27 protein-coding genes and 1 pseudogene are annotated in these 24,705 nt (G+C 74.8%); 9 read left to right on the top strand and 19 right to left on the bottom strand.

Annotated elements, in window-relative coordinates; all coding sequences use genetic code 11:
• Positions 1-34: 34 nt before the first annotated feature.
• Positions 35-838, bottom strand: coding sequence for an indole-3-glycerol phosphate synthase TrpC (gene trpC, locus GA0070213_RS07895; protein WP_175441263.1), 804 nt, complete (start codon positions 836-838; stop codon positions 35-37).
• A 442-nt stretch (positions 839-1,280) separates the two neighbouring features.
• On the opposite strand from trpC, the gene GA0070213_RS07890 reads away from it, so the two are divergent.
• Positions 1,281-1,556, top strand: coding sequence for a hypothetical protein (locus tag GA0070213_RS07890; RefSeq protein ID WP_091059754.1), 276 nt, complete (start codon positions 1,281-1,283; stop codon positions 1,554-1,556).
• Here GA0070213_RS07890 and GA0070213_RS07885 read toward each other — a convergent pair.
• The 5 genes and pseudogenes from GA0070213_RS07885 to GA0070213_RS07870 all read right to left on the bottom strand — a co-directional run bounded on the left by GA0070213_RS07885 (position 1,549) and on the right by GA0070213_RS07870 (position 5,474).
• A complete protein-coding gene (locus GA0070213_RS07885; protein WP_091059751.1) occupies positions 1,549-2,121 on the bottom strand; it encodes a Trp biosynthesis-associated membrane protein in 573 nt (190 codons plus the stop codon). The genes GA0070213_RS07890 and GA0070213_RS07885 overlap by 8 nt on opposite strands.
• Positions 2,118-3,671, bottom strand: coding sequence for an anthranilate synthase component I (locus GA0070213_RS07880; RefSeq protein ID WP_091059747.1), 1,554 nt, complete (start codon positions 3,669-3,671; stop codon positions 2,118-2,120). Before GA0070213_RS07880 ends, GA0070213_RS07885 begins: the two co-directional genes overlap by 4 nt.
• Entirely contained in the window at positions 3,668-4,102 is a 435-nt protein-coding gene (hisI, locus tag GA0070213_RS32090) for a phosphoribosyl-AMP cyclohydrolase (RefSeq protein WP_091060172.1), read from the bottom strand. Before hisI ends, GA0070213_RS07880 begins: the two co-directional genes overlap by 4 nt.
• A gap of 249 nt (positions 4,103-4,351) precedes the next feature.
• Positions 4,352-4,921: pseudogene (locus tag GA0070213_RS32085) on the bottom strand (phosphoribosyl-AMP cyclohydrolase); the annotation flags it as partial.
• 163 nt (positions 4,922-5,084) lie between these two features.
• A complete protein-coding gene (locus GA0070213_RS07870) occupies positions 5,085-5,474 on the bottom strand; it encodes a MerR family transcriptional regulator (protein ID WP_091059742.1) in 390 nt (129 codons plus the stop codon).
• A gap of 108 nt (positions 5,475-5,582) precedes the next feature.
• Between GA0070213_RS07870 and GA0070213_RS07865 the strand changes: the two genes are divergently transcribed.
• The 3 genes from GA0070213_RS07865 to GA0070213_RS07855 are packed head-to-tail and all read left to right on the top strand — an operon-like array spanning position 5,583 to position 7,692.
• Complete coding sequence (locus tag GA0070213_RS07865; protein WP_091059738.1) at positions 5,583-6,308, top strand: ABC transporter ATP-binding protein; 726 nt, start codon at positions 5,583-5,585, stop codon at positions 6,306-6,308.
• A complete protein-coding gene (locus GA0070213_RS07860) occupies positions 6,305-7,060 on the top strand; it encodes an ABC transporter permease (protein WP_091059734.1) in 756 nt (251 codons plus the stop codon). The genes GA0070213_RS07865 and GA0070213_RS07860 overlap by 4 nt, the downstream gene beginning before the upstream one ends.
• Positions 7,057-7,692 carry a TetR/AcrR family transcriptional regulator gene (locus tag GA0070213_RS07855; protein WP_091059729.1) on the top strand — a complete coding sequence of 212 codons (636 nt, stop codon included), beginning with the start codon at positions 7,057-7,059 and terminating at the stop codon, positions 7,690-7,692. The genes GA0070213_RS07860 and GA0070213_RS07855 overlap by 4 nt, the downstream gene beginning before the upstream one ends.
• 155 nt (positions 7,693-7,847) lie before the next feature.
• Here GA0070213_RS07855 and GA0070213_RS07850 read toward each other — a convergent pair whose 3' ends face one another.
• Together GA0070213_RS07850 and GA0070213_RS07845 are read right to left on the bottom strand one after the other, a co-directional pair.
• Positions 7,848-9,611 carry an ABC transporter ATP-binding protein gene (locus tag GA0070213_RS07850; protein WP_091059726.1) on the bottom strand — a complete coding sequence of 588 codons (1,764 nt, stop codon included), beginning with the start codon at positions 9,609-9,611 and terminating at the stop codon, positions 7,848-7,850.
• Between the two features lie 5 nt (positions 9,612-9,616).
• On the bottom strand, positions 9,617-11,491 hold the full coding sequence (locus GA0070213_RS07845) for an ABC transporter ATP-binding protein (protein ID WP_175441249.1): 1,875 nt from the start codon (positions 11,489-11,491) through the stop codon (positions 9,617-9,619).
• 194 nt (positions 11,492-11,685) lie between these two features.
• Between GA0070213_RS07845 and GA0070213_RS07840 the strand changes: the two genes are divergently transcribed.
• The 3 genes from GA0070213_RS07840 (at position 11,686) to GA0070213_RS07830 (ending at position 15,336) form a co-directional block, all read left to right on the top strand.
• The gene (locus tag GA0070213_RS07840; protein ID WP_091059719.1) at positions 11,686-12,315 is read left to right on the top strand and encodes a TIGR03085 family metal-binding protein; all 630 of its coding nucleotides are present in this window, start codon (positions 11,686-11,688) and stop codon (positions 12,313-12,315) included.
• Between the two features lie 126 nt (positions 12,316-12,441).
• The gene (locus GA0070213_RS07835; protein WP_091059715.1) at positions 12,442-13,392 is read left to right on the top strand and encodes a terpene synthase family protein; all 951 of its coding nucleotides are present in this window, start codon (positions 12,442-12,444) and stop codon (positions 13,390-13,392) included.
• Positions 13,393-13,509: 117 nt separating this feature from the next.
• On the top strand, positions 13,510-15,336 hold the full coding sequence (locus tag GA0070213_RS07830; RefSeq protein WP_091059712.1) for an AMP-dependent synthetase/ligase: 1,827 nt from the start codon (positions 13,510-13,512) through the stop codon (positions 15,334-15,336).
• A 63-nt stretch (positions 15,337-15,399) separates the two neighbouring features.
• On the opposite strand, the gene GA0070213_RS07825 is transcribed toward GA0070213_RS07830, so the two are convergent.
• Both GA0070213_RS07825 and yczR read right to left on the bottom strand, forming a co-directional pair.
• The gene (locus GA0070213_RS07825; protein WP_175441248.1) at positions 15,400-16,707 is read right to left on the bottom strand and encodes a low temperature requirement protein A; all 1,308 of its coding nucleotides are present in this window, start codon (positions 16,705-16,707) and stop codon (positions 15,400-15,402) included.
• A gap of 71 nt (positions 16,708-16,778) precedes the next feature.
• Positions 16,779-18,230 (bottom strand): MocR-like transcription factor YczR, encoded by a 1,452-nt coding sequence (gene yczR, locus GA0070213_RS07820; protein WP_091059709.1) that lies wholly within the window; start codon positions 18,228-18,230, stop codon positions 16,779-16,781.
• Positions 18,231-18,290: 60 nt separating this feature from the next.
• On the opposite strand from yczR, the gene yczE reads away from it, so the two are divergent.
• Positions 18,291-18,923, top strand: a complete 633-nt coding sequence (gene yczE / locus GA0070213_RS07815; RefSeq protein WP_091059705.1) for a membrane protein YczE — start codon at positions 18,291-18,293, stop codon at positions 18,921-18,923.
• A gap of 116 nt (positions 18,924-19,039) precedes the next feature.
• Positions 19,040-19,501, top strand: coding sequence for a hypothetical protein (locus GA0070213_RS07810; protein ID WP_091059702.1), 462 nt, complete (start codon positions 19,040-19,042; stop codon positions 19,499-19,501).
• A gap of 12 nt (positions 19,502-19,513) precedes the next feature.
• Here GA0070213_RS07810 and hisF read toward each other — a convergent pair whose 3' ends face one another.
• The 9 genes from hisF to GA0070213_RS31455 form a co-directional block, all read right to left on the bottom strand.
• Positions 19,514-20,281 (bottom strand): imidazole glycerol phosphate synthase subunit HisF, encoded by a 768-nt coding sequence (gene hisF, locus GA0070213_RS07805; RefSeq protein ID WP_091059698.1) that lies wholly within the window; start codon positions 20,279-20,281, stop codon positions 19,514-19,516.
• Between the two features lie 77 nt (positions 20,282-20,358).
• The gene (locus tag GA0070213_RS07800) at positions 20,359-21,369 is read right to left on the bottom strand and encodes an NADP-dependent oxidoreductase (protein ID WP_091059694.1); all 1,011 of its coding nucleotides are present in this window, start codon (positions 21,367-21,369) and stop codon (positions 20,359-20,361) included.
• The gene (locus GA0070213_RS07795) at positions 21,366-21,791 is read right to left on the bottom strand and encodes an organic hydroperoxide resistance protein (protein ID WP_091059690.1); all 426 of its coding nucleotides are present in this window, start codon (positions 21,789-21,791) and stop codon (positions 21,366-21,368) included. Before GA0070213_RS07795 ends, GA0070213_RS07800 begins: the two co-directional genes overlap by 4 nt.
• A gap of 2 nt (positions 21,792-21,793) precedes the next feature.
• Positions 21,794-22,240: a MarR family winged helix-turn-helix transcriptional regulator gene (locus tag GA0070213_RS07790; protein WP_091059687.1), complete on the bottom strand. Its 447-nt coding sequence runs from the start codon at positions 22,238-22,240 to the stop codon at positions 21,794-21,796.
• Positions 22,241-22,358: 118 nt separating this feature from the next.
• Positions 22,359-22,808: a RidA family protein gene (locus GA0070213_RS07785; protein ID WP_091059684.1), complete on the bottom strand. Its 450-nt coding sequence runs from the start codon at positions 22,806-22,808 to the stop codon at positions 22,359-22,361.
• Positions 22,805-23,533 (bottom strand): bifunctional 1-(5-phosphoribosyl)-5-((5-phosphoribosylamino)methylideneamino)imidazole-4-carboxamide isomerase/phosphoribosylanthranilate isomerase PriA, encoded by a 729-nt coding sequence (gene priA / locus GA0070213_RS07780; RefSeq protein ID WP_091059681.1) that lies wholly within the window; start codon positions 23,531-23,533, stop codon positions 22,805-22,807. The genes GA0070213_RS07785 and priA overlap by 4 nt, the downstream gene beginning before the upstream one ends.
• A 19-nt stretch (positions 23,534-23,552) precedes the next feature.
• On the bottom strand, positions 23,553-23,873 hold the full coding sequence (locus GA0070213_RS07775; protein WP_091059677.1) for a hypothetical protein: 321 nt from the start codon (positions 23,871-23,873) through the stop codon (positions 23,553-23,555).
• The gene (gene hisH / locus GA0070213_RS07770; RefSeq protein ID WP_091059673.1) at positions 23,866-24,492 is read right to left on the bottom strand and encodes an imidazole glycerol phosphate synthase subunit HisH; all 627 of its coding nucleotides are present in this window, start codon (positions 24,490-24,492) and stop codon (positions 23,866-23,868) included. Before hisH ends, GA0070213_RS07775 begins: the two co-directional genes overlap by 8 nt.
• Entirely contained in the window at positions 24,492-24,659 is a 168-nt protein-coding gene (locus GA0070213_RS31455) for a hypothetical protein (RefSeq protein ID WP_175441247.1), read from the bottom strand. The genes hisH and GA0070213_RS31455 overlap by 1 nt, the downstream gene beginning before the upstream one ends.
• Positions 24,660-24,705: the final 46 nt, after the last annotated feature.

Genomic DNA, 24,705 nt, shown 5'->3' with positions numbered 1-24,705 from the left:
GGGCGTCCTCTCGGTTCGGGTGGCCCGGCGCGGCTCAGCGCACCGGGCGGGGCGTGGCCGGGTGGTTACCGGCGTTGACCAGCTCGGCGACCGCCTCGCGCGGGCTCTTCTGGGTGACCAGGCCCTCGCCCACCAGGACGGCGTCGGCGCCGGCCGAGGCGTACCGGATCAGGTCGTGCGGACCGCGCACGCCCGACTCGGCGATCTTGACGACGCTGCTCGGCAGGCCGGGCGCGATCCGCTCGAAGACCGAGCGGTCGACCTCCAGGGTACGCAGGTCACGGGCGTTGACGCCGATCACCTGCGCGCCCGCCTCCAGGGCGCGGTCCGCCTCCTCCTCGGTGTGCACCTCGACGAGGGCGGTCATGCCCAGCGACTCGATCCGCTCCAGCAGGCCGACCAGGGCGTTCTGCTCCAGCGCGGCGACGATCAGCAGCACCAGGTCGGCGCCGTGCGCGCGGGCCTCGTGCACCTGATAGCTGGAGACGACGAAGTCCTTGCGCAGCACCGGCACGTTGACCGCGGCCCGCACGGCGGCCAGGTCGTCCAGCGACCCACCGAACCAGCGGCCCTCGGTCAGCACGCTGATCGCCCGCGCGCCACCGGCCGCGTAGTCGCCGGCCAGGTCGGCCGGGTCGGCGATCTCGGCCAGCCGCCCCTTGGACGGCGACGAGCGCTTCACCTCGGCGATCACGGCCACGCCGGGCCGGCGCAGCGCCGCGTACGCGTCGAGCGGCGGCGGCGCGGCGGCGGCCAGGTCGCGGATCCGCTCCAGCGGAATCTGCTCCTGCCGCCGGGCGACGTCCTCGCGCACGCCGGCCAGGATCTCGTCGAGCACGCCTGCGGACGGCGCCACTCCGGCGTCGTCCCCCTCCGCGTGCGCATGCTCAGCAGTCACCAACGGACTCCCCTCTCCGGGCGTCATGGGCCGATGCTAGGGGGCGCCACCTGGCGACACATGCCGGGGGGTATGGCGCACCTCACCACATGGGCTGTGGCATGATGGCCGACTTCCGGTGAACGCGGTGTCACGCAGCGCCACCTGATGCATCGACCGCCGCCCATGCCCTATCTCACCACGGCCGGGCGTGCGCCGCAGGCCGGCATCGGACCGGCTGTGACCAAGCTCAAGGACCTCCGGCCCTGCCCAGGTCGCGCCCGCTGCCGGACCGTTGACCCGTACGTCACGGTGGCGAAACGTGCGACCGGCAGCATCGTCCTCGGGCAGACTCGTCGAGGCTGCCGCCGACCGTCGCCAACGATCTCGTGTGGGGTGAACCATGAGCGCCAACGGGCCGAACCAGAACCTCGGGCTGACGACCATCTCCCGGACCGTCGCCTCGCTCGCCGTCGGGGTGGTGCACACGCTCGAACGCGCCGCGGCGGGCGACGGGCGCACGCGTACCGCCCGGGGCAACGCCTGGGAGGCGGTCTGCGCCGATCGCGCCCGCGCCGCCCAGCGTCGCGAACTGGAGCGGCTGGTGGCCGAGCTGACCGCCGCCCGGGCGGCGGCCCGGGAGCGCCGTGACGCCCGCGAGGCGCAGCCGGTCAGCTGACCGTCGGGTCCTCGCCCCGGTCCAACGCGTCCCACGCGTCCCGGGTGCCCCGCTCGACCGCCGGCCGGTCCGCGCCGGCGGTCGACGCCGACGCCGCCCCCCGTTCGTAGCGGGCCCCCATCGCCGGCCAGCCGCCGCCGCGCGACGCGGTGAACGCGCCACCGGCGGCCGACGCCAGGCCCCCCACGAGCACCAGCGCCGGCCAGTGCCGGCTCACCCCGGCCTCGGTCAGCCCGACGCCGCCGCCGACCGCCACGGCCAGTCCGACGCCGGTCAGCAGCACGCCCAGCAGCCGGCGCAGCCGCCCCCGGGTCGCCAGCACCGCGCCGCCGCCGGCCAGCCCCACGTAGGCCAGGGCCGACACCCACGGCAGCAGGTCCGCGCCGGTGCGGGACCGCTGGCCGGACGGCAGCCCGCCGCGGGAGGTCACCTCCACCGACCAGGCCCGGGTCACCGCCCAGGCGGCCAGGCCCGCGCCGACCAGGCAGAGCAGCACCGCGTACGCCAGCTCACGCCGGCCCCGGGCGGCGGTCCGGCCGCCCCCGGCGGTGACCGGCGCGGTCACCGGGCCGGCCGCAGCGTCTCGGCGGCGGCGATGGCGGCGAGCACCGCGGCGGCCTTGTTCCGCGTCTCCTGGTCCTCGGCGGCGGGATCGGAATCGGCCACCACACCAGCACCTGCCTGCACGTAGGCCCGGCCGTCGCGGATCAGCGCGGTGCGGATGGCGATCGCCATGTCCAGGTCGCCGCCGAAGGCGAAGTAGCCGACCGTGCCGCCGTAGACGCCGCGGCGGACCGGCTCCAGCTCCTCGATGATCTCCATGGCCCGCACCTTGGGCGCGCCGCTGAGCGTGCCGGCGGGGAACGTGGCGGCCAGCGCGTCGAACGCGGTGCGGTCGTCGCGCAGCTCGCCGACCACTGTCGAGACGATGTGCATGACGTGGCTGTAGCGCTCGATGGTGGCGAACTCCGGCACCTGCACGGTGCCCGGCCGGCAGACCCGGCCCAGGTCGTTGCGGCCCAGGTCGACGAGCATGACGTGCTCGGCGCGCTCCTTCGGGTCGGTGAGCAGCTCGGCGGCGAGCCGGGCGTCGGCGTCGGGCGAGCCGCCGCGCGGCCGGGTGCCGGCGATCGGGTGCAGCAGCGCGCGGCGCCGCCCGTCCGGGCCGGCGCTCACCTTGAGGTGCGCCTCCGGCGACGAGCCGACGATGTCGAACCCGTCGAAGCGCAGCAGGTACATGTACGGGCTCGGATTGGTGGTGCGCAGCACCCGGTAGACGTCGAGCGGGTCGGCGTCGGTGGCCCGCTCGAAGCGCTGGCTGAGCACGATCTGGAAGCACTCGCCGGCCCGGATCGCCTCCTTGGCCGCCTCCACCGCCTTCGGGTAGCCGCCGTCGGGCGTCCGGCTGGTCACCTCGCCGACGCCGGGGCGGCCGACGGTGGCGACCATGGGCGGAATCGGTCGGGACAGCGCGGTGGTCATCGCGTCCAGGCGACCCACCGCGTGGTGGTACGCGGCGGCGACCCGCGCCGGCCGGTCCGGCGCGTCCGGCGGCGGCAGGACCGCGTTGGCGACCAGGATCGCCGAGCCCTCGTAGTGGTCGAGCACCACCAGGTCGGTGGCGAGCATCATGCCCAGCTCGGGCACGTCCAGCTCGTCCTCGGTCAGCTCCGGCAGCCGCTCGAACCGGCGGACCAGGTCGTAGCCGAGGTAGCCGACCAGGCCGCCGGTGAGCGGCGGCATGTCGCCGTCCGGGTCCCAGGCCGGGCCGGCGAGCGCGTCGACGGTCTCCCGGAGCACGCTGACCGGGTCGCCCGAGGTGGGCACGCCGGCCGGCGGGGCACCGGTCCAGCTCGCCTCGCCGCCGTGCTCGGTGAGCGTGGCGGCGCTGCGGACGCCGATGAACGAGTAGCGCGACCAGGCCGTGCCGGCCGAGCCGACGCCCTGCTCGGCGGACTCCAGCAGGAACGTGCCGGGGCCACCGGCCAGCTTGCGGTAGACCCCGACCGGGGTCTCGGCGTCGGCCAGCAGCCGCCGGGTGACCGGCACGACCCGCCAGCGGTCGGCCAGCTCGGCGAAGGCGGACCGGTCCGGGGTGACCGTGCCGTCGGTCACGGGGTCACCTCCGGCGAGCTGACCGGGAGGTCGGTGAAGAAGCAGGTGCGGTGCCCGGTGTGGCAGGCCGCGCCGACCTGCTCCACGCTGACCAGCAGCGCGTCGCCGTCGCAGTCCAGCGCGACCGAGCGGACGTACTGGTGGTGGCCGGAGGTGGCGCCCTTGACCCAGTATTCCCCCCGGCTGCGGGACCAGTAGGTGGCCCGGCCGGTGGTGAGCGTGCGGTGCAGCGCCTCGTCGTCCATCCAGGCGACCATCAGCACCTCACCGGAGTCGTGCGCGCGGACCACGGCGGCGACCAGGCCGTCGGGGCCGCGACGCAGCTTGGCCGCGATGGCCGGGTCGAGCCGGGAGGGGCGCTCCGGGCCGGGGGCCGGGGCACCGCCGGGGCGGGTGGGTGCGCCGGTCACCGGCGCGTCAGAGGCGGGCACGGTTGACCATTCTCCCGCACGCGGTGCCGGCACCGAAGACGTGTCCCGGGTGACGGGCGGCACCGCGTGCAGGGCCCGGCTGAGCTGACCGAGGTAGCGGTCGAGGCGGCCGTCGGCCAGCGCCTCGGCCAGGTCGGCGCCGGCCACCGCGGCGACCTCCTCGGCGTACGGGCGGACCAGCGGGACGATGCCGGTGACCAGCCGGCCGGCGGCGGCGCCGACCTCGGCCGGTTCGCCGGCGCGCAGCCCGAGGCAGAGCAGCATGTCGGCGCGGTAGCCGGGCGGGGCGACCGGCAGGTCCAGCGCGGCGGTCAGGGCCGCCCGCCGGGACACCACCCGGACCGAGGGGTTGGCCAGCCGGAGCACCGAGGGGCAGAGCCGGGCCAGGTCGGCCGCGGCGAGCCGGACCCCGATCCGGTCGCCGGCCCAGCGCGCGCCGGCCACCTTGCCCAGCGAGGCGATCAACTCCTCCAGGCGCGGCTCGTCCGCGGGCTGGCAGAGCACCGGCAGGTCGATCCGGCGGCGCCACTCCGGCACCGCCCAGAGCAGCCGGGCCGGCGCGGTGACCGGCAGCCCGAACGCCCAGTCGGCGGGCTGGCCGAGCCGGTGCACCCAGGAGCGGACGTCCCGGGAGGCCACCGAGACGTGCACCAGGCGGCCGTCGAACTCGGCCAGGTAGGCGCGACGCGCGGCGAAGGGGTCGGCGGGGCGGGGGCGGGTCGACGAGCCGGAGCGGTCGTCGTCGGCGGCGACGAGCACGTCCACGTCGACGTCGCTGTGCTCGGTGGCGGCCCGCCGGGCGTGACTGCCACGCAGCATGATCCCCACGACCGGGCGGTCCGCGGCCTGTCGGAGGCGGGCGGCCCAGTCGTCGAGGAATCCGGACTCGGGCAACGAAGCGGGACCCACCGCGACATGGTGCCGGAAGTCCGATCTTCGGCGCAATGACCGATGGCGGACCGGGTGTCCGCTGCGGACGGCTTCAGCCCAGTTCCTCCTCGGCGCGCCGGTACGCGTCGATCTTGTGGTCGAGCACCTTCAGGTCCTCGGTCAGGTCGGCCATCCGAGCCAGCACGCGTACCCGGTGCGCCTCGAAGAGCGCCCGTCGCGCGCCGAGCGTGCGGTCGCCCTGCCGGGCCAGCTCGGCGTAGCGGCGCATGTCGCGTACCGGCATCCCGGTACGCCGCAGCCGGGTCAGCAGGAACAGCCAGCTGACGTCGGCCTCGGTGTAGCGCCGGCGGCCGGCGGAGTCCCGCCCGACCGGGGCGACCAGGCCCTCCTGCTCGTACCAGCGCAACGTGTAGGTGGTCAGGCCGACCCGCTCCGCCGCCTCGCCGACGCTGAGGCTCTTCTCCCGGATACCGATGTCCACGCCGACCAGGCTTCCAGTTCAAGCCCACTCGAAGTCAACAGCATTGCCCGGACGGAGAAATTCATCTAGCGTTGATTTCAACAGCTGAAGAATTCGACGGAGGCGGTCATGGAGGACGCGGTGTCGGTCCGCGACCTGGTGGTCGACCGGGGCGGGCGGCGGGTGCTGCACGGCATCAGCTGCGCCGTTCCCCGGGGCACGGTCACCGGGTTGCTGGGCCCCAGCGGCAGCGGCAAGACCACGTTGATGCGCGCGGTGGTCGGCGTGCAGACGGTCGGCGGCGGCACGGTCCACGTGCTCGGCGAGCCCGCCGGCTCGACCGGGCTGCGCCGCCGGGTCGGCTACCTCACGCAGGCGCCGAGCGTCTACGCCGACCTCACGGTCCGGGAGAACGCCCGCTACTTCGCCGTGCTCCAGGGCCGGGGCCGCGCCGAGGCCGACCGCGCGGTGACCGACGTCGGCCTGGCCGGGGCGGCCGACCAACTCGTCGGCACGCTCTCCGGCGGCCAGCGCAGCCGGGCCTCGCTCGCCTGCGCCCTGGTCGGCGAGCCGGAGCTGGTCGTCCTCGACGAGCCCACGGTCGGGCAGGACCCGGTCCTGCGCGCCGACCTGTGGGCCCGGTTCCACGCCATGGCCGCCGCCGGCACCACGCTGCTGGTCTCCAGCCACGTGATGGACGAGGCGGCGCGCTGCGACCGGCTGCTGCTGATCCGCGAGGGCCGGCTGGTCGCCGACGACACCCCGGCCGCGGTCCGCGCCGCCACCGGGGTGGACGACCTGGAGGAGGCGTTCCTCCGCCTGATCCGCGGCGGCGAGTCGGAGGCCACCTCGTGAACGGGCGCATCCTGGCCGCCACGACCGGGCGGATCCTGCGGCAGCTCCGGCACGACAAGCGCACCGTCGCGCTGCTCCTGGTGGTGCCGGGCGTGCTGCTCACACTGGTCTACTTCATGTACGTCGACCAGCCCACCCCGCCCGGCGCACCGCGCACCTTCGACCGGGTCGCGCTGATCATGCTGGGCTTCTTCCCGTTCATCATCATGTTCCTGGTGACCAGCATCGCCATGCTCCGCGAACGCACCACCGGCACGCTGGAACGGCTGCTCACCACGCCGCTGGGCAAGCTCGACCTGCTCTTCGGCTACGGCATCGCGTTCGGCCTGGCCGGGGTGCTCCAGTCCACCGTCGCCTCGCTGGTGGCCTACCAGATCTTCGGGCTGGACACCGCCGGCAGCCCGTGGCTGGTCGTGCTGATCGCCGGCGTGAACGCGGTGCTCGCGGTGGCGCTCGGCCTGCTCTGCTCGGCGTTCGCCCGCACCGAGTTCCAGGCGGTGCAGTTCATGCCGGTGGTGGTCGCCCCGCAACTGCTGCTCTGCGGGCTGTTCGTGCCGCGCGACCAGATGGCCGGCTGGCTCCAGGCGGTCAGCGACGCGCTGCCCCTGTCGTACGCGGTCGAGGCGCTCCAGGAGGTCGGCGCGCACGCCGACGCGACCGGCACCATGTGGCGCGACGTGGCGATCGTGGCCGGGGCGGCGGTGGTCGCGCTGGTGCTGGCCGCCGCGACGCTGCGCCGGCGCAGCGGATGAGCCGCCCCGACGCCGGTGCGGCACGGCCGGCGAGCCCACGCCGCACCGGGCGGCGGCCCGGCAACCCGGACACCCGGGAGGCGATCCTGAACGCGGCCCGGAAGGCGTTCGCCGAGCGGGGCTACGACGCCACGCCGATCCGGGCGGTCGCGGCGGCCGCCGGGGTGGACCCGGCGCTGGTGCACCACTACTTCGGCGCCAAGGAGGAGCTGTTCCGCGCCGCCATGGCGATCCCGGTCGACCCGGCCGAGCTGGTGCCGCGGGTGCTGGCCGGCGGGCCGGCCGAGGTCGGCGAGCGGCTGGTCCGCACGTTCCTGACCGTGTGGGACTCCCCGGCCGGCGTCGCCGCGGTTGCCCTGCTCCGCTCCGCGGTGAGCAACCAGTGGACCGCCCGCCTGCTGCGCGAGTTCCTGACCACCCAGATCCTGCGCCGGGTGGTCGCCCAGCTCGATCTCGACCCGGCCGAGGTGCCGCTGCGGGGCGCGCTGGTGGCCACCCAGATCGCCGGCCTGGCCATGATGCGCTACGTGATCCACCTGGAGCCGGTCGCGTCCGCCTCCCCGGACACGCTGGCCGCCACCATCGGCCCGACTCTCCAGCGCTATCTCACCGGCCCGCTGGACGCGGCCTGAACGACGGCGCGCGGCCGGGCGCGCCGGACGCCCCGGAACCGCCTGCGAACTTGATGGCGTGGATGCGTCAGCCGCCACGGTCCGCCTGAACCGGATACGCCATCAAGTTTGCAGGCGACCAGGGGGACGAGCGCCGCCCGGCGGCCCCGAACCGGTCAGCGGGTCTGCTCCAGCCAGGACGCGTAGAGCAGGGCGTAGACCGAGTCGGTGTCCCGCACCAGTTCCTCGTGCGGGCCACGCTGGACGACCCGGCCCCGGTCCACCACGATCACCTCGTCGGCCGCCTGCGCGGTGGAGAGCCGGTGCGCGATGGCGAGCGTGGTGCGTCCCCGGGTCACCGCGTCCAGCGTGCGCTGCAGGCGTACCTCGGTGGCCGGGTCGACCGCGCTGGTCGCCTCGTCGAGCACCAGCAGGTCCGGGTCGGCCACGTAGGCGCGGGCCAGCGCCACCAACTGCCGCTCGCCGACGCTGAGCGCCTCGCCGCGCTCCCCGACCGGGGTGTCCAACCCGGCCGGCAGCCCGTCCAGCCAGTCGGCCAGGCCCAGCTCGGTGAAGGCGGCGGTGAGCCGCGCGTCGCTCAGGTCCGGGCGGGCGAAGCGGACGTTCTCCCCGACCGTGGCGTCGAACAGGAAGCCGTCCTGCGGCACCATCACCACCCGGGTGCGCAGCGAGTCGAAGCGCACCTGGCGCAGGTCGACGCCGGAGAGCAGCACCTGACCCTCGGCCGGGTCCATCAGCCGGGTGAGCAGCTTGGCGAACGTGGTCTTGCCGCTGCCGGTCTCCCCCACCACCGCCACCCGGCTCTTCGCCGGGATGTCCAGCGTCACGCCGTGCAGCACCGGCGGCCCGCCCGGGTAGGCGAACGTCACGCCGGCGAAGCGGACGTCGAGCGGACCGGCCGGCAGCTCCCGGCCCTGCTCGCCCGGGTCGGCCACGTCCGGGGCGACGTCCAGCACGTCGAGCACCCGGCGCCAGCCGGCGATCGCGTTCTGCGCCTCGTTGAGCACCTCGGTGGCGATCTGCACCGGCTGGATGAAGAGCGTGACCAGGAACAGGAACGCGGTGAGCTGGCCGACCGACAGCGTGCGGTCGACGCCGAGGCTCACCCCGACCACCACCACCCCGGCCAGCGCCAGACCGGCGGCCAGTTCCCCGACCGAGCTGCCCAGGATGCTGATCCGGATGGCCCGCTGCTGGGCCACCCGCTGCCCGTCGATCGCCGCGTCGAGGCGGCGGGCGGTGCGGCCGGAGATGCCGTACGCCCGGATCACCGGTGCGCCCACCACGCTCTCGCCGATCGCGCCGAGCAGCGTGCCGGTGCGCTGCCGGACCAGCCCGTACGCGCCGGCCAGCCGGCGCTGGAGCTGCCGGATGACCAGCACCGCCGGCGCGAACGCGACGAGCACCACGAGCGTCAACTGCCAGGAGTACGCGAGCATCACCGCGGTGGTCACCAGCAACTGGCCCAGGTTGACGATGAGGATCACGCCGCCCCACTGGAGGAACTGGGTGATCTGGTCGACGTCGCTGGTGACCCGGGAGACCAGCGACCCGCGCCGCTCGGACTGCTGGTGCAGCATGGACAGGTCGTGCACGTGCCGGAACGCGCGGGTGCGTACCCCGGCCAGCGCGGTCTCGCTGACCGTGAACAACCGGCGCATCATCAGGTAGCCGCAGGTGGTGGTGACCACCAGCACGGCGGCGGTGATCGCCACGGTCAGCGAGATGACGTCCAGGTCGAGGCCGCCGACGATGCCGTGGTCGATGCCGCGCTGCACCGCCACCGGCACGGCCACCCGGCCGACCATGTAGACGAGTGCCAACGCCAGCGTGCCGGCCAGGCCGGTCTTCAGCTCCGGGGAGAGCGCCAGCCCGCGCCGCAGCGTCCCCCAGGTCGACTCGGTCCGCTCCTCGGCCACGGCAGTCACCGGTCCACCTCGATCTCCAGGCCGGAGGTCATCGGCGTGACCTCGTCGTACGTGCGGTTCTGCTCGCGCTCCTGCTCGGCCTGCTCGTACGCGGTGACCAGGTCGGCGTACCCGGACACGGTGGCCAGCAGCTCGGGGTGGGTGCCGCGCGCGATCACCCGGCCCTGCTCCACGTAGATCACCTCGTCGGCGAGCGCGATGGTGGCCCGGCGGTACGCCACCACCAGGATCGACGCGGGCGCGCCACCGTCGGCCGGGGCGCGCAGGCCGGCCAGGATGGCCGCCTCGACCCGGGGATCGACGGCGCTGGTGGCGTCGTCGAGCACCAGCAGTCGGGGCCGGCCGGCGAGCGCCCGGGCCAGCGTGAGCCGCTGCCGTTGCCCGCCGGAGAGCGAGGTGCCCCGCTCGCCGACCATGGTGTCCAGCCCGTCCGGCAGCGCGGCGACGAAGCCGTCCGCCTCGGCCAGCCGCAGCGCCGCCCACACCTCGTCGTCGCCGATGCCGGCCCGGTCGAGCGTGATGTTGGCCCGGACCGTGTCGTCGAAGACGAACGGCACCTGGGCCACCAGCGCAACGGTGGCGGCGAGCGAGGCGGCGGTCAGGTCGCGCACGTCGACGCCGTCCAGCGTGACCCGGCCGCGGTCCGGGTCGACCAGGCGCACGGCCAGCGACGTGATGGTGGACTTGCCGGCGCCCGTCGGCCCGACCAGGGCGACCGTCTTCCCGGCCGGCACCGTGAAGGTCACCTCGCCGAGCACCTCCGCGCCGGGCAGGTGCGCCTCGGCCGGCTCGTAGGAGAAGTGGACGTCGTCGAAGCCCAGCGTGGCCGGCGCCCGGGTGGCCGGGTCGAGCGTCACGTCGCCGTACGGCATCTCGCCGGTGGCGTCGAGGACCCGGCGGACCCGGTCCCAGCCGGCGACGCTGCGCGGCAGCTCGGCCAGCACCCAGCCGATGGCCCGCACCGGGAACGCCAGCACGGTGAACAGGAACGCCACGCTGACCAGCTCGGTCACGGTGATCGCGCCCTGCCGGAGCCGGATCGCGCCGACCACCAGCACGGCGAGCGTGCCGAGGCTGGGCAGCGTCTCCAGCATCGGGTCGAAGACGCCGCGCAGCCGGCCGACGGAGATCAGCGCGTCGCGCAGCTCACCGGCGCGGGCCGCGAAGCGGGCCGTCTCCTGCGACTCGCGGCCCATGGTCTTGACCACCAGCGCGCCGTCGAAGCTCTCGTGCGCGATGCCGCTGACCTCGGCGCGCAGTCGCTGGGCGCGGGCCTGCCGGGGCGCCATCCGGCGGGAGTAGACCACGTTGAGCGCGAACAGCGCGGGGAAGACGGCGAGACCGACCAGGGCGAGTGCCCAGTCGGTGAGGAACAGCGAGGCGACGGCGCCGACCAGCATCACCAGCGTGCCGACCGCGAACGGCAGCGGCGCGATCGGATACCAGGCCGCCTCCACGTCGGAGTTGGCGTTGGACAGCAACGTGCCGGTGGAGTTGCGGTGGTGCCAGGCCAGCGGCAGGTCCAGGTAGCGGCGGGTCACCCGACGGCGGTAGGCGGCCTGGAGCCGGTACTGCATGTAGCCGGCGCCGAGGCGGCGGCCGAAGATGCCGACCACCCGCAGCACGCTGATCCCGAACAGCGCCGCCGCGGCGAGCGCGAGCGCGCCGGTGGGCACCGCGCCGCGCTCGACCGCCGGCACCACCACCTCGCCGACCACGCCGCCGATCACGTACGCGCTGGCGATCACGAGGAGGCCGAAGAGCACACTGCCGGTGACCGCCACCGCGAAGATCCGGGGTTGTTCCCGGATCGCCCGGCCCAGCACCCGGAGCCCCCTGCCGAGCACGTCCCGACTTGTCCCGCTCGCCACGCTCTCCCCCGCCGTAAGCCGCACTTTTCTCCCCCATCCTTACCGCTCGACGCCACGTCCGCCGACCGGCCGGGATATGTCCGCCGTCACGTTCCCACGGACCGTGTGCCGTTGGTCGACCCCCGGCGCGGCGGCCACCGCCGCCGCGCCGGCCGCGCCGCGCCGATCGGCCCGATCGGGCCTACGATCGGGCCATGCCGCGGTACGCCCGGGCGGAGCGCGAGGCGCTCGCCGACCTGATGCTGGAACTCGGACCCGACGCGCCGACGGTCAACGAGGGTTGGACCACCCGTGACCTGGCGGCGCACCTGCTGGTGCGGGAGCGCCGGCCGGACGCGGCCGGCGGCATCCTGCTGCCGCCGCTGCGCGGCCACGGCGAGGCGGTGCGCCTGCGCGTCGCCGCCGGCCCGTACGCCGACCTGGTCGACCGGGTCCGCCGTCCGCCGGTGTGGAGCCCGGTGAGCAATCCGCTCACCGACGAGCTGGCCAACGGCGTGGAGTTCTTCATCCACCACGAGGACGTGCGGCGGGGCCGACCCGGCTGGCGCCCGCGCGACCTCCCGGCCGGCCAGCAGGCGATGCTCTGGAAGCGGGTCACCCTGCTGGCGCGGATGGCGCTGCGGCGGTTCCCCGCCGAGGTGCTGGTGCAGGCGCCGGGGCACGGCGAGCTGCGGGTCGGGCGGGGCGGCGAGCGGCTGCGGCTGGTGGGCGCGCCGGGCGAGCTGATCCTGTTCCTCAGCGGCCGGCAGCGGGTGGCCCGGGTGCAGGTGGACGGCCCGGTCGGGGCCGCGGACCGGTTGCGCGCCGCCGAGCTGGGCTTCTGACCGAGCGTGTGCGAACGGTGACCGGCTTATTGTGCAAAATGCACATCCCAACGATGAATACCGATTTCCTCTGACGTACGCTCCTGCCCGCCACCCGGCCTCACGGGCGGCGGACAGGGGGCAGGGATGCGTGGCTTCGCGCTCTCGGCACTGCACGAGCCGCCCTTCCCGGCGCGGCGGCATCCCGCCGTGGACCGGGTCGCCGCGGAGAGCGCCGGGTGGGCACGCGACCTCGGCCTGGTCGGTGATCCGGCCGGCCAGCGCCGGCTGGCCGGCGCGCACGCCGCCGAGTTGGCCGGCCGGGCCTGCCCGGAGGCGCCCCTCGCCGGCCTGCGCCTGCTCACCGACCTGATCAACTGGCTGTTCGTGGTGGACGACGCCTGCGACGACGACGACCTCGGCGTCGACCCCACCCGGCTGGCCCCCACCGTGGCGGCGCTGCTGACCGTGCTCGACCGGCACGGCGACCCGGCCGGGTCCGCCCCGACCGACGCCGGCCCGCTCGCGGTGGCCCTGCACGACCTGTGCCGGCGGGCCCGCGAGGCGCAGCGCCCCGCGCTGCTGCTCCGCCTGGTCAGCCAGCTGCGTGAATACCTGCTGGCGCTGCTCTGGGAGGCGGCCAACCGGGAGCACCGGCGGGTGCCCGGGGTGGCCGAGTACGTGCAGATGCGCCGGCACACCGGTGGCGTCCGGCCCAGCTTCACGGTGACCGACCTGGCGAGCCCGGCACGACAGGGTCCCGCCCGGCGGGCCGATCCGGCGCTGGCCGCCCTGGACGCCCTCGCCACCGACCTGGTGTGCTGGTGCAACGACCTGTTCTCGTACGACAAGGAGCGCGGCCTCGCCCCGGCGACGCACAACCTGGTCACCACGATCGCGGGCGAGACCGGGCAGGGGGAGGAGGCGGCGCTGCGCGCGGCGGCCGCCCGGTTCAACGCGGCGCTCGCCGCGTACGCGGAGCGCGACGCGGCGCTGGCCGCCGGCGCCGACGACGGCGTGCGCGCGTTCCTGGCCACCCGGCGGGACTGGATCCGGGCCACCTACGACTGGTCCCGCGCCGCCGCCCGGTACGCCTGAGCCGACACCCTGGCCGTTCCGCACTAGCCGCTGGCCGGGTGCACGCAATACTCTTCGGTAACCGCAGACCGGCGTGACCCCCGTCACGTCCCTCCACCCCTGAAGGCGGCTACCACGATGGCTCTCGATGTACCGTACCGTTCCGTACCGGACATGTTCCTCAAGCGCGTGGCGGATTCCCCCGACCGGCACGCGTTCGCCCACCCCGCCCAGGACGACTCGGGCCCGGTCTGGCTGACGTGGGAGCAGGTCGGGCAGCGGGCCAAGGCCATCGCGGCCGGGCTGCACGGGCTCGGTGTGGGCCTCGAGGACCCGGTGGCGATCCTGGCCAACACGCGCCTGGAGTGGGTCCTCGCGGACTTCGGCGTGATGTGCGCCGGCGGGGCCACCACGACCGTCTACCCCACCACCGAGCCGGAGGACGCGGTCTACATCCTGGCCGACTCGGGCTCGCGCGTGCTGTTCGCGGAGAACCCGGCCCAGGCGGCGAAGATCGCCGGCGCGGAACTGCCGGCGCTGACCCACGTGGTGCTGCTCGACGGCGCGCCCGACCCGGCCGCCGGCGTACCCCAGCTCACCCTCGCCGAGCTGGAGGAGCGCGGCGCCGCCGCACTGGCCGCCGAGCCCGACCTGGTCGACCGCCTGGTCGCCGGCATCGGCCCGGACCACCTGGCCACGCTGATCTACACCTCGGGCACCACCGGGCGGCCCAAGGGCGTGGAGCTGCTGCACGGCGGCTGGTGCTGGGAGGGCGTGGCGCAGGCCGAGCTGGGCCTGCTGCGCGTCGACGACCTGCAATACCTGTGGCTGCCGCTGTCCCACTCGTTCGGCAAGACGCTGCTCTGCGGCGCCACCCACGTCGGGCTGCCCACCTACGTCGACGGCCGGGTGGACAAGCTGGTCGAGCTGCTCGGCGTGGTCCGGCCGACGCTGATGTGCGGCGCGCCGCGGGTCTTCGAGAAGGTCTACAACAAGGCGGTGACCACGGCGCAGTCCGCCGGCGGCGCGAAGGCGAAGATCTTCGCCTGGGGGGTCGCGGTCGGCAAGGAGAAGGTCGCCCTGGAGCAGGCCGGCAAGCCGGTCCCGGCCGGGCTGCGGCTGAAGTACGGGCTGGCCGAGAAGCTGGTCTTCAGCAAGCTCCAGGCGCGCCTCGGCGGCCGGATGCGGGTCCTGGTGTCCGGCGCGGCGCCGCTGAGCGCGGAGATCGCCACCTTCTTCGCCGCCGCCAACCTGCCCATCTCGGAGGGGTACGGCCTCACCGAGACCAGTGCCGGCGCGTTCGTCAACCCGCCCGACGGGCTCAAGATCGGCAGTGTGGGTCGCGCCATGGGCGACCTGGAGTGCCGGATCGACACCGACGGCGAGATCCTGGTCCGCGGCCGCCCGGTCATGCGCGGCTACCACAACCTGCCCGGGGAGACCGCGGAGGCGTTCACCGACGACGGGTTCTTCCGCACCGGCGACATCGGCACCCTCGACGACGACGGCTACCTGCGCATCACCGACCGCAAGAAGGACCTGGTCAAGACGTCCGGCGGCAAGTACGTGGCGCCGTCGCACATCGAGGGCGTGTTCAAGGCCGTCTGTCCCTACACCTCGCAGGCGGTGGTGATCGGGCAGGCCCGCAACTACTGCACCATGCTGGTGACGCTGGACCCGGACGCGATCCAGGCGTGGGCCGCCGGCACCCGGCTGGAGGGCAGTGACTACACCACGATCGTCACCTCGCCGGAGGCGCAGGAGATGGTCGAGGGCTACGTGGCGGAGCTGAACGCCAAGCTCAACCGCTGGGAGACGATCAAGAAGGTGACGATCCTCCCCCGCGACCTCACCATCGCCGACGGCGAGGTCACCCCGTCGCTGAAGATCAAGCGCCGCAGCGTGGAGACCAACTTCGCCGGCGAGATCGACAAGATGTACGAGGGCACGCTCGCCGAGCTGTAGCCCGCCTCCGGCGCCGCGCGGGCCGTGCCCCACCGTCCCGGGGCACGGCCCGCGCGGGACCGGTCACAGGTGTTCCCGCCGCCACCGGCTCTGCTCGGCCTCGGCGGCGAGCTGTTCCTCCAGCGCGAGCTGGCGCACCCGCCGCCGCCGGCCGTTCTCACTGCGGGTCTCCCACGCCACCCCGGCGGCGGTCAGCAGCGCCAGCACCCCCAACGCGGCCACCTCCGGCACCCGGAACGCGATCGGGGTGGACGCGACGAGCGCGCCCACCGCGACCAGCAGCGGCCGGTGCACCTCCCGCACCGCCAGCCACCAGCAACCGACGATGCTGAGCAGGTAGAGGGCCACGCCGCCGTAGAGCACGCCGCCCCAGAAGCCGCCCAACGCCCACCCCCAGGTCGGGGTGGCCGGGTCGGCGACCTCGGCCAGCAGGTCCTTGAGGCCCAGCGCGTAGAGGATCGTCCCGGTGGTCATCGGCAGGTGCAGGAACGTGTAGACCGCGCGGGCCAGTCGCAGTCGGGCGGTCCGGTCGCGGGCGTGATGCAACGCCTGCTCCAGCGCGAACGCCAGCGTGTCGAAGTAGACCCACCAGAGCGCCGCCACGACGAGGATGCCGAGCAACGCGGCCGCCGCCACCGGGCCGGTCAGCGGCAGCCCGGTCTTCGGGCCGAGCCCGAGCGCGATGATCGACTCGCCCAGGGCGACGAGCACCATCAGCGCGTGCCGCTCCGCCCAGTGCCCGGCCGACACCACCACCCACCAGTGCCAGGCCACCGTGGTGCCGACCGCGTACTCGATCAGCACCGCGAGCGTCCAGAGCGCCAGTTGCAGCCCGACCGCGAACCGGGCCTCGGGCAGCCGGGCGGGCACGGTGCCGGCGACCACCAGCAGCGCGGTGGCCATCGCCGGCACCAGCAGGCGGGTCAGGAACCGCCGACGGCGCGTCGGGTCGGCGCGGTCCACCCGGCCGAAGACGCTCAGCTGGGCCATCCGGATCACGAAGTAGCAGCCGGCGAAGACCAGCGGGCCGGGCAGGCCACCCGGGCGGTCCTGGAACGCGCCGGGGGCGCTGAGCACCAGCAGGAACGTGGCCGCCACGGTGACGAACCCGACCACCGGCAGCATCCCCTGGTCGGCGCGGCAGGCGTTGCCCACCCGGGCGAACCCGGTCCACGACCACCAGAGCAGCGCCAGCACCAGCAGGAAGCGGTAGAGGTTGACCGGGGTCAGGTCCGTGGCGGTCAGCGTGGTGACGCTGAGGAACGCGAAGACGAAGACCAGGTCGTAGAAGAGTTCCAACCGGGTGGTACGGGAACCCGGGGCGGCCGCCTGCAGCCCCCACGACCAGCGGGCGTCGTTCCGCTTCCCCACCCGGGCAGTCTGCGGGGCGCGGCCGGCCCACCGGCCCGGTTCCACCGATCCCCACCGGAACGGGCGCCGGCTCAGGCGATGACGCTCGGCTCCCGCCACTGCGGGCGGCCGGCCCGGTCCAGGTCGTAGCGGACCGCGGCGAGCCGGCCCACCGCCTCCACCAGCTCGGCGGCCGGCAGCGTGAAGGGCAGCCGGAGGAACCGCTCCAGCGTGCCGTCCAGGCCGAACCGGGGTCCGGGCGCCAGCCGTACGCCGACCTCCTCGGCCGCCCGGGCCAGCGCGCTGGAGATCGGGCCGTCCAGCTCGGCCCAGAGCGTGACGCCACCGCGCGGCACGGTGACCCGCCAGTCGGGCAGCCGCTCGGCGAGCGCGTCGACGAGCGCGTCGCGCTGGGCGGCGAGCTGCGTCCGGCGCGCGGCGACGATGGCGGGGGCCTGGGCGAGCAGGTGCACCGCGACGAGCTGGTCGAGCACCGGGCTGGCCATGTCCACCCCGACCCGGGCGGCGGCCAGCCGCTGCACCTGGGGCGCGGAGGCGCGTACCCAGCCGATCCGCAGCCCGCCCCAGTAGGGCTTGCTCATCCCGCCGATGCTGATCACCCGGGAGTGCCGGTCGAAGACCGCGACCGGCGGCGGCAGCGGGGTGCCGTCCAGCGGCAGGTCGACGAAGGATTCGTCGACCACCAGGTCGGTCCCGGCCGCGTGGGCCGTGCCGACCAGCCGCTCGCGCAGGTCGGCCGCCATCAGGTGGCCGGTCGGGTTGTGGAACTCCGGGATGACGTACGCCAGCTTCGGCCGGGTCTGCCGGAGGCTGCCGAGCAGCAGGTCGGCGTCCCAGCCGGTGTCGGAGAGTCCGTGGGTGGTGATCCGGGCCCGACGGGCCGCCAGCGCGGCGAGCGCGTTGGGGTAGGTGGGCGACTCCACCAGCACCGGGCCGCCGGGCGACAGCGCCAGCCGCAGCACCAGGTCCAGCGCGTGCTGGGTGCCGCTGGTGACCATGATCTGCTCGGGGCTGGTGGGTAGTCCGCGCTCGGTGTAGCCGCGCGCCACCGCCTCGCGCAGCTCGATGATGCCGGTCGGGTGGTAGCCGGCCCCGCCGAGATAGCGGGGCAGGTCCTCGGCGGCCGCCCGGGCGGCCGGGACGAGCTGCGGCGGGGCGGACAGCGCGGCGACCCCGAGGTCGATCATGTCCCGGTCGTCGAGCGGGGTCCACAGGCCGGTGCTGGCCACCCGGTGGGTGCCCGGCAGCATGGTCCAGCTCCCCGCCCCGCGCCGGCTGGCCAGGTGGCCGCTCTCGCGCAGTTCCCGGTAGGCGGCGGTGACGGTGGTCCGGCTGATCCGCAGCGCCTCGGCCAGTTCCCGCTCGGCCGGCAGGCGTACCCCGAGGGGGAGCCGGCCGTCGGCGAGCAGTCCCCGGACGGCGGCGGCGAGCGCGACGTAGTCGGGGCTGCGGCGGCGGCCGGGCAACGCGTGCCACTGGCCGAGCAGCCGCGCCAATTGGACGCCACGCACCTGGCTGGTCATAGCCACCTCTCCCCGATTGGCCTCTTCATAGCCCGCCAATTGGACCCTAGGGTGGCATGCATGGCACCGCTTGGCAATCTCCGGCACCGGCCCGTACGGCGGCTCACCCAGCTCTACGCCGGCCTGGTCCTCTACGGGCTCAGCATGGCGCTGATGATCCGGTCCGGGCTCGGCCTGGATCCCTGGGACGTGTTCCACCAGGGGCTGGCCCGGCAGACCGGGCTCTCCTTCGGCACCGTCACCATCGCCGTCGGCGCCGTGGTGCTGCTGCTCTGGATCCCGCTGCGGCAACGGCCCGGCCTCGGCACGGTCAGCAACGTCGTGGTGATCGGGCTGGTCGTCGACGGCGTCCTGGCCGTGCTGCCGCCGGGCGAGGGGCTGCCGGTACGCGTCACGCTGCTGGTCGTCGGCATCGTCGCCAACGGCGCCGCCACCGGCCTCTACCTGGGCGCGGGCCTCGGCCCCGGGCCGCGCGACGGTCTGATGACCGGCTTCACCGCCCGCCACCCCCGCTGGTCGCTGCGGCTGGTCCGGACCGTCATCGAGGTGACCGTGCTGGCCCTCGGTTGGATGCTCGGCGGGACGGTCGGCCTCGGCACCGTGGCCTACGCGCTGGCCATCGGGCCGCTCGCCCAGCTGTTCATCCCGATCTTCGCACTGCCACCCCGACCGGCCAACGCCTACGCTGCGTGAGCATCGTCGGGCCCACCGCCATCGCGCGTGCCGACCCGGACGGCCCTGAGCTGCGACGACGTACGACGGCAAAACCGGGTGTTTCCTCCGCCGTCGCGGGCGGGCATCATTCGTGCATGGGGGAGAACGGATGGCGTTGGAGCGACGCCTGGATCTTCGTCGCGTTGGTCATCGCGAGCGGCGCCGGCCGGCACCGCCGGGCCGCCGCCACACGCCGCCCCGAAGGGGTGCGCCTCGCCGACGTCCTCTCCACCGCCGACCACCTCAACCAGGCCATTCCGGAACGCCACGAGGTCGAGGGGGCGGTGCGCCGGCTCGCCGGCGCCGGCCTGGTCAGCGTCTCCGACGGCTGGTTCCGGGTCACCCCGGACGGCGAGCGGCTCTGGCGCACCCGACCCAGCGCCGGGCTGGGCACCACCGTGGACACCGTGCAGGGGGTGCTGACCCGCCGGCACCCGCCGGGCGAGGCCGAGTGGCAGCTCGCCGAGGACGACCACGCGGCGGCCGTCCAGGAGTACGTGGTCCGGTCCATCCCGATGCCGCGCCGCTCCCCCGAGGGGCGTTCCGGCCGGCCGTGAGCGCCCGCGCGTTCAGCGCACCGGGTGACCGGCGCCGCGCAGGGCGTCCTTGACCTCGCCGACGGTCAGCTCGCCGAAGTGGAAGACGCTGGCCGCCAACACCGCGTCGGCGCCCGCGTCGACGGCCGGCGGGAAGTGCGCCACCGCGCCCGCGCCGCCGCTGGCGATCACCGGCACGTCGACCACGTCGCGGACCGCCTGGATCAGCGGCAGGTCGAAGCCGGCCTTGGTGCCGTCGGCGTCCATCGAGTTGAGCAGGATCTCGCCCGCGCCCAGTTCGGCGCCGCGCGCCGCCCACTCGACCGCGTCCAGCCCGGCGCCGCGCCGGCCGCCGTGCGTGGTGACCTCGAACCCGCTCGGCGTCACGCCCGCCGGGGCGCGGCGCACGTCCAGCGAGAGCACCAGCACCTGCCGGCCGAACCGGTCGGCGATCTCGGCGATCAGCTCCGGCCGGGCGATGGCCGCGGTGTTCACCCCGACCTTGTCCGCACCGGCCCGCAGCAGCGTGTCCACGTCCTCGACCCGGCGGATGCCACCGCCGACGGTGAGCGGGATGAAGACCGACTCGGCGGTGCGGCGCACCACGTCGAGCATGGTGCCGCGGTCGCTGGACGAGGCGGTCACGTCGAGGAACGTCAGCTCGTCCGCGCCGGCCCGGTCGTACGCCGCCGCCAGCTCCACCGGGTCGCCGGCGTCGCGCAGGTCGAGGAAGTTGACGCCCTTGACCACGCGCCCGGCGTCCACGTCCAGACACGGGATGACCCGTACCGCCACCGTCATGACCGGAAGCCTAGCCAACGCGCGGGCGGCGGCGACCGGCCGGTGAGGCCGATCACCGCCGCCCGGGGCGTGGACCGTCAGAGGCGGACGAGCATCTTGCCGAGGTTCTCGCCGCGCATCAGGCCGAGGAAGGCCTCCGGCGCCGCCTCGATGCCGTCGACCACGGTCTCGTCGTAGGACAGCCGGCCCTCGCGCAGCCAGCCGGCCATCTCCTGGACGAACTGGTCACGCAGGTGACCGTGGTCACCGACGAGGAAGCCGCGCAGGGTCAGCCGCTTGCCGATCACCAGCGCCAGGTTGCGCGGGGCGGCCGGCGGCTCGGCCGAGTTGTACTGGGCGATCATGCCGCAGATGGCGACCCGGCCGTGCAGGTTCATCGCCCCGATCGCGGCCTCCAGGTGGTCCGAGCCGACGTTGTCGAAGTAGACGTCGACGCCGTCCGGAGCGGCGGCCTTGAGCTGCTGGTAGACCGGGCCCTCGTGGTAGTCGAAGGCGGCGTCGAAGCCGAGCGCGAGGAGCCGCTCGACCTTCGCCGGGGAGCCGGCGCTGCCGATCACCCGGCCGGCGCCGCGCAGCTTCGCGATCTGCCCGACCATGCTGCCCACCGCACCGGCCGCGCCGGAGACGAAGACGGTCTCCCCCGGCTTCATCGCGGCCACGTCGAGCAGCCCGGCGTACGCGGTCAGCCCGGTCATGCCGAGCGCGCTGAGGTAGGCGCTGACCGGGGCGATGCCCGGGTCGACCTTGCGCACGGCCCGGGCGTCGACGAGCGCGTACTCGCGCCAGCCGAGGCTGTGCAGGACGATGTCGCCGGGCTTGACGCCCTCGGCCTCGCCGGCCACCACCTCACCGATCGCGCCGCCGTCGAGCGGGGCGTCGAGCGCGAACGGCGGCATGTAGGACTTCACGTCATTCATCCGCCCGCGCATGTACGGGTCGACGGACATGAACTGGTTGCGGACCACGAGCTGGCCGGGCCCCGGCGTCGGCACCTCGGTGGTGACCAGCCGGAAGTTGTCGGCGGTCGGCCAGCCCTCGGGGCGGGACGCCAGGTGGATCTCCCGGTTCACGCTGCTGTCGCTGCTCACAGGGCCTCCCGGACGGTCAGCGCGACCTCGATGTTGCCGCGGGTCGCGTTCGAGTAGGGGCAGACCTGGTGGGCGGTCTCGACCAGCTTCTCGGCGGCCGACCGCTCGACCGCGGGCAGGTCCACCACCAGTGTCACGGCCAGGCCGTAGCCGCCGCTGCCGTTCGGGCCGATGCCCACCTCGGCCTCGACGACCGAGCCGGAGACGTCCGCCTTGGCCTGCCGGCCGACGATGCGCAGCGCGGAGTGGAAGCAGGCCGCGTAGCCGGCGGCGAAGAGCTGCTCCGGGTTCGCGGCGCCGCCGGCGCCGCCCATCTCCTTCGGCACGGCGAGGTCCAGCTCGACGGTGCCGTCGGAGGTGCGGACGTGGCCGTCGCGGCCGTCGCCGGTGGCCTTGGCGGACGCGGTGTAGAGGACCTGCATGGTCACTGCTCCTTCTGTCGGTGGATCGTCTCGGTGACCCGGGTCAGCGTGTCGCGCAGCCCGACCAGCTCGGCCTCGGTGAGGCCGGTGGCGCGGGCCACCCGCAGCGGCACGTCCTCCATCCGCTCCCGCAGCGCCCGGCCCCGGTCGGTGAGGCCCACCTCGACCCGGCGCTCGTCGGCGGCCGAGCGGGTACGCACCACCAGACCGGCCGCCTCCAGCCGCTTGAGCAGCGGGGAGAGCGTGCCGGAGTCGAGCCGGAGCCGCGCGCCGAGCTCGGAGACCGTGGGAGCGTCGTCGCCGCGCTCCCAGAGCACCAGCAGCACCAGGTACTGCGGGTAGGTCAGGCCGTGCTCGTCGAGGATGGGCCGGTAGACGTCGGTCAGGGCGCGCGACGCCGCGTAGAGGGCGAAGCACACCTGCCGGCGCAGCACCAGATCATCGGTCACGGGTTGAACCGTAGCGCGCAATCTAGTTGTGCACAACTTATCCGGCCGCGGTGGTGCAGTTCGTAGCAACCCCTGAGCCATCTCCGGCCGGCGCCGGGAGGGGCCGTCGATCCCCGGATCAACGCCCGGTGATCCACGCCTCCAACTCGATCTCGACCAGGTGATCCGGATCGAGCAGCCCGGCCACCACCACCATGGTCGCCACCGGCCGGACCGGCCCGAACACCGCGTTGTGCGCCCGGCCGACCTCGTCGGCGTAGAGCCGGTCGGTCACGTACATCCGGGTCCGCACCACGTCGCCCGGCTCCGCGCCCACCTCGGCCAGCGCGTCCAGGCCGATCCGGATCGCCTGCGCGGTCTGCGCCGCCGCGTCCCCCACGTGCGCCACCCCGCCGTCCACGGTCGAGGTGCAGCCGGCGGTGATCGCCAGCGCGCCGGCCCGGACCACCCGGGAGTAGCCGTAGACCGCCTCCCACGGGCCGCCCGAGCCGAGCCGGGTCACCACCGAGCCGTCGACCGACGGCTCCCCCGGGCCGCCGTCCGGCAGCGTGCCCGCGCCCGCCGTCATGCGCCGGCCCGCAGCGTGGCGAGCGCCTCCGCGACGGTGAACGCGCCCGCGTAGAGCGCCTTGCCGGCGATCACACCCTCCACCCCGACCGGCTCCAGCGTGGCCAGGGCCCGCAGGTCGTCCAGCGTGGACACCCCACCGGAGGCGATCACCGGGGCGTCGGTGCGGGCGCACACCTCACGCAGCAGGTCCAGGTTCGGCCCGCGCATGGTGCCGTCCTTGGTGATGTCCGTGACCACGTACCGCGCCGCGCCGGCGGCGTCCAGGCGGGCCAGCACGTCGTAGAGGTCACCGCCGTCGCGGGTCCAGCCCCGCGCCGAGAGGGTACGACCACGCACGTCCAGGCCGATCGCCACCCGGTCGCCGTACTCGCCGCAGATCCGGTCGCACCACTCCGGGTCCTCCAGTGCGGCGGTGCCGATGTTGACCCGGGCCGCGCCGGTGCCCAGCGCCGCCCGCAGCGACTCGTCGTCGCGGATGCCGCCGGAGAGCTCCACCTTGACGTCGAGCTTGCCGACCACCTCGGCGAGCAGCGCGGCGTTCGTGCCCCGCCCGAACGCCGCGTCCAGGTCCACCAGGTGGATCCACTGGGCGCCGTCGGACTGCCAGGCCAGGGCCGCGTCCAGCGGATCGCCGTAGGCGGTCTCGCTGCCGGCGGCGCCCTGCACGAGCCGGACGGCCTGGCCGTCGGCGACGTCCACGGCGGGCAACAGGTCAAGGCTCAACGGTTGTCTCCTCGCATCCTCAACGACGGTCCAGCGCGATCACCACGATCGCCGGCAGGACCAGCAGCAACAACACGACCAACGCCAGCCGCAGCGCCAGGTCGTCGACGAAACTCCAGATGCCGGCCACCGCCACGGCGGTGAGCAGCACGATCGCCGCCCGCTCGCCCCGGCTGTGCCGGCGCAGGCGACCGGTGCGGCCCCGGCGCAGCCGCGGCGTCAGCACGCGTACCCACGAACGGCGCCGCTCCCGGCGCGCCACCCGGCGGGCCCGGGCGGCCCGTGCCCGCTCCTGGTCGGCCTCGCGCGCCGCCCGGCGCCGCGCCCGTTCCTTACTCAAGCGTGCCGAGCCAGTTGCGCAGCAACGCCGCGCCGGTGTCGGCCGACTTCTCCGGGTGGAACTGGGCGGCCGACAACGCGCCCCGCTCGACCGCCGCGACGAAGTCGGCACCGTGGTGCGCGGTGGTCACCGCGGCGCCGGCGGCGGCCAGCGCCGCCGGGTCGGTGACCCCGTAGGAGTGCACGAAGTAGAACCGGGCGTCGGCCGGCAGGCCGGCGAAGAGCACCGAGCCGTCCGGGGCGTGCACCGTGTTCCAGCCCATGTGCGGCAGGCGCGGCGCCGGCAGCCGGGTCACCCCGCCGGGCAGCAGCCCCAGCCCCTTGGTGACCACGCCGTGCTCCTCGCCGTGCCCGAAGAGCACCTGCATGCCGACGCAGATCCCGAGCACCGGACGCCCGGCGGCGACCCGTTCGGCGATCACCGGCCCGGCGCCCAACTCCTCGATCCCGGCCATGCACGCGGCGAACGCGCCGACACCCGGCACCACCAGGCCGTCGGCGGCCGCGGCGGCGGCCAGGTCGGCGGTGACCGTCACGTCGGCGCCGGCCCGTTCCAGCGCGCGCTCGGCCGAGCGCAGGTTGCCCGAGCCGTAGTCGAGCACCACCACCCGCCGACCCATCAGCTCTCCCCCGGCAGCAGCCACAGCACGCCGCCGGCGGTGGCCAGCAGCGCCAGCAGGCCGGTGAGCACCACGGCGGCGCGGGGCGCGCCCTGCTTGTGCAGCGACCACGTCCCGCCGACCAGCACGCCGGCCAGGATCAGCAGCAGCGTCGGCAACACCCGCATCAGAGCCGCCCTCCCTTCGCGACCGCGGGACTCCGCTGCGCCGCGT

Source organism: Micromonospora humi, from assembly GCF_900090105.1.
Lineage (GTDB): Bacteria > Actinomycetota > Actinomycetes > Mycobacteriales > Micromonosporaceae > Micromonospora > Micromonospora humi.
The sequence above is the reverse complement of the archived record's forward strand: the minus strand, read 5'-3'. Positions and strand labels throughout refer to the sequence as shown.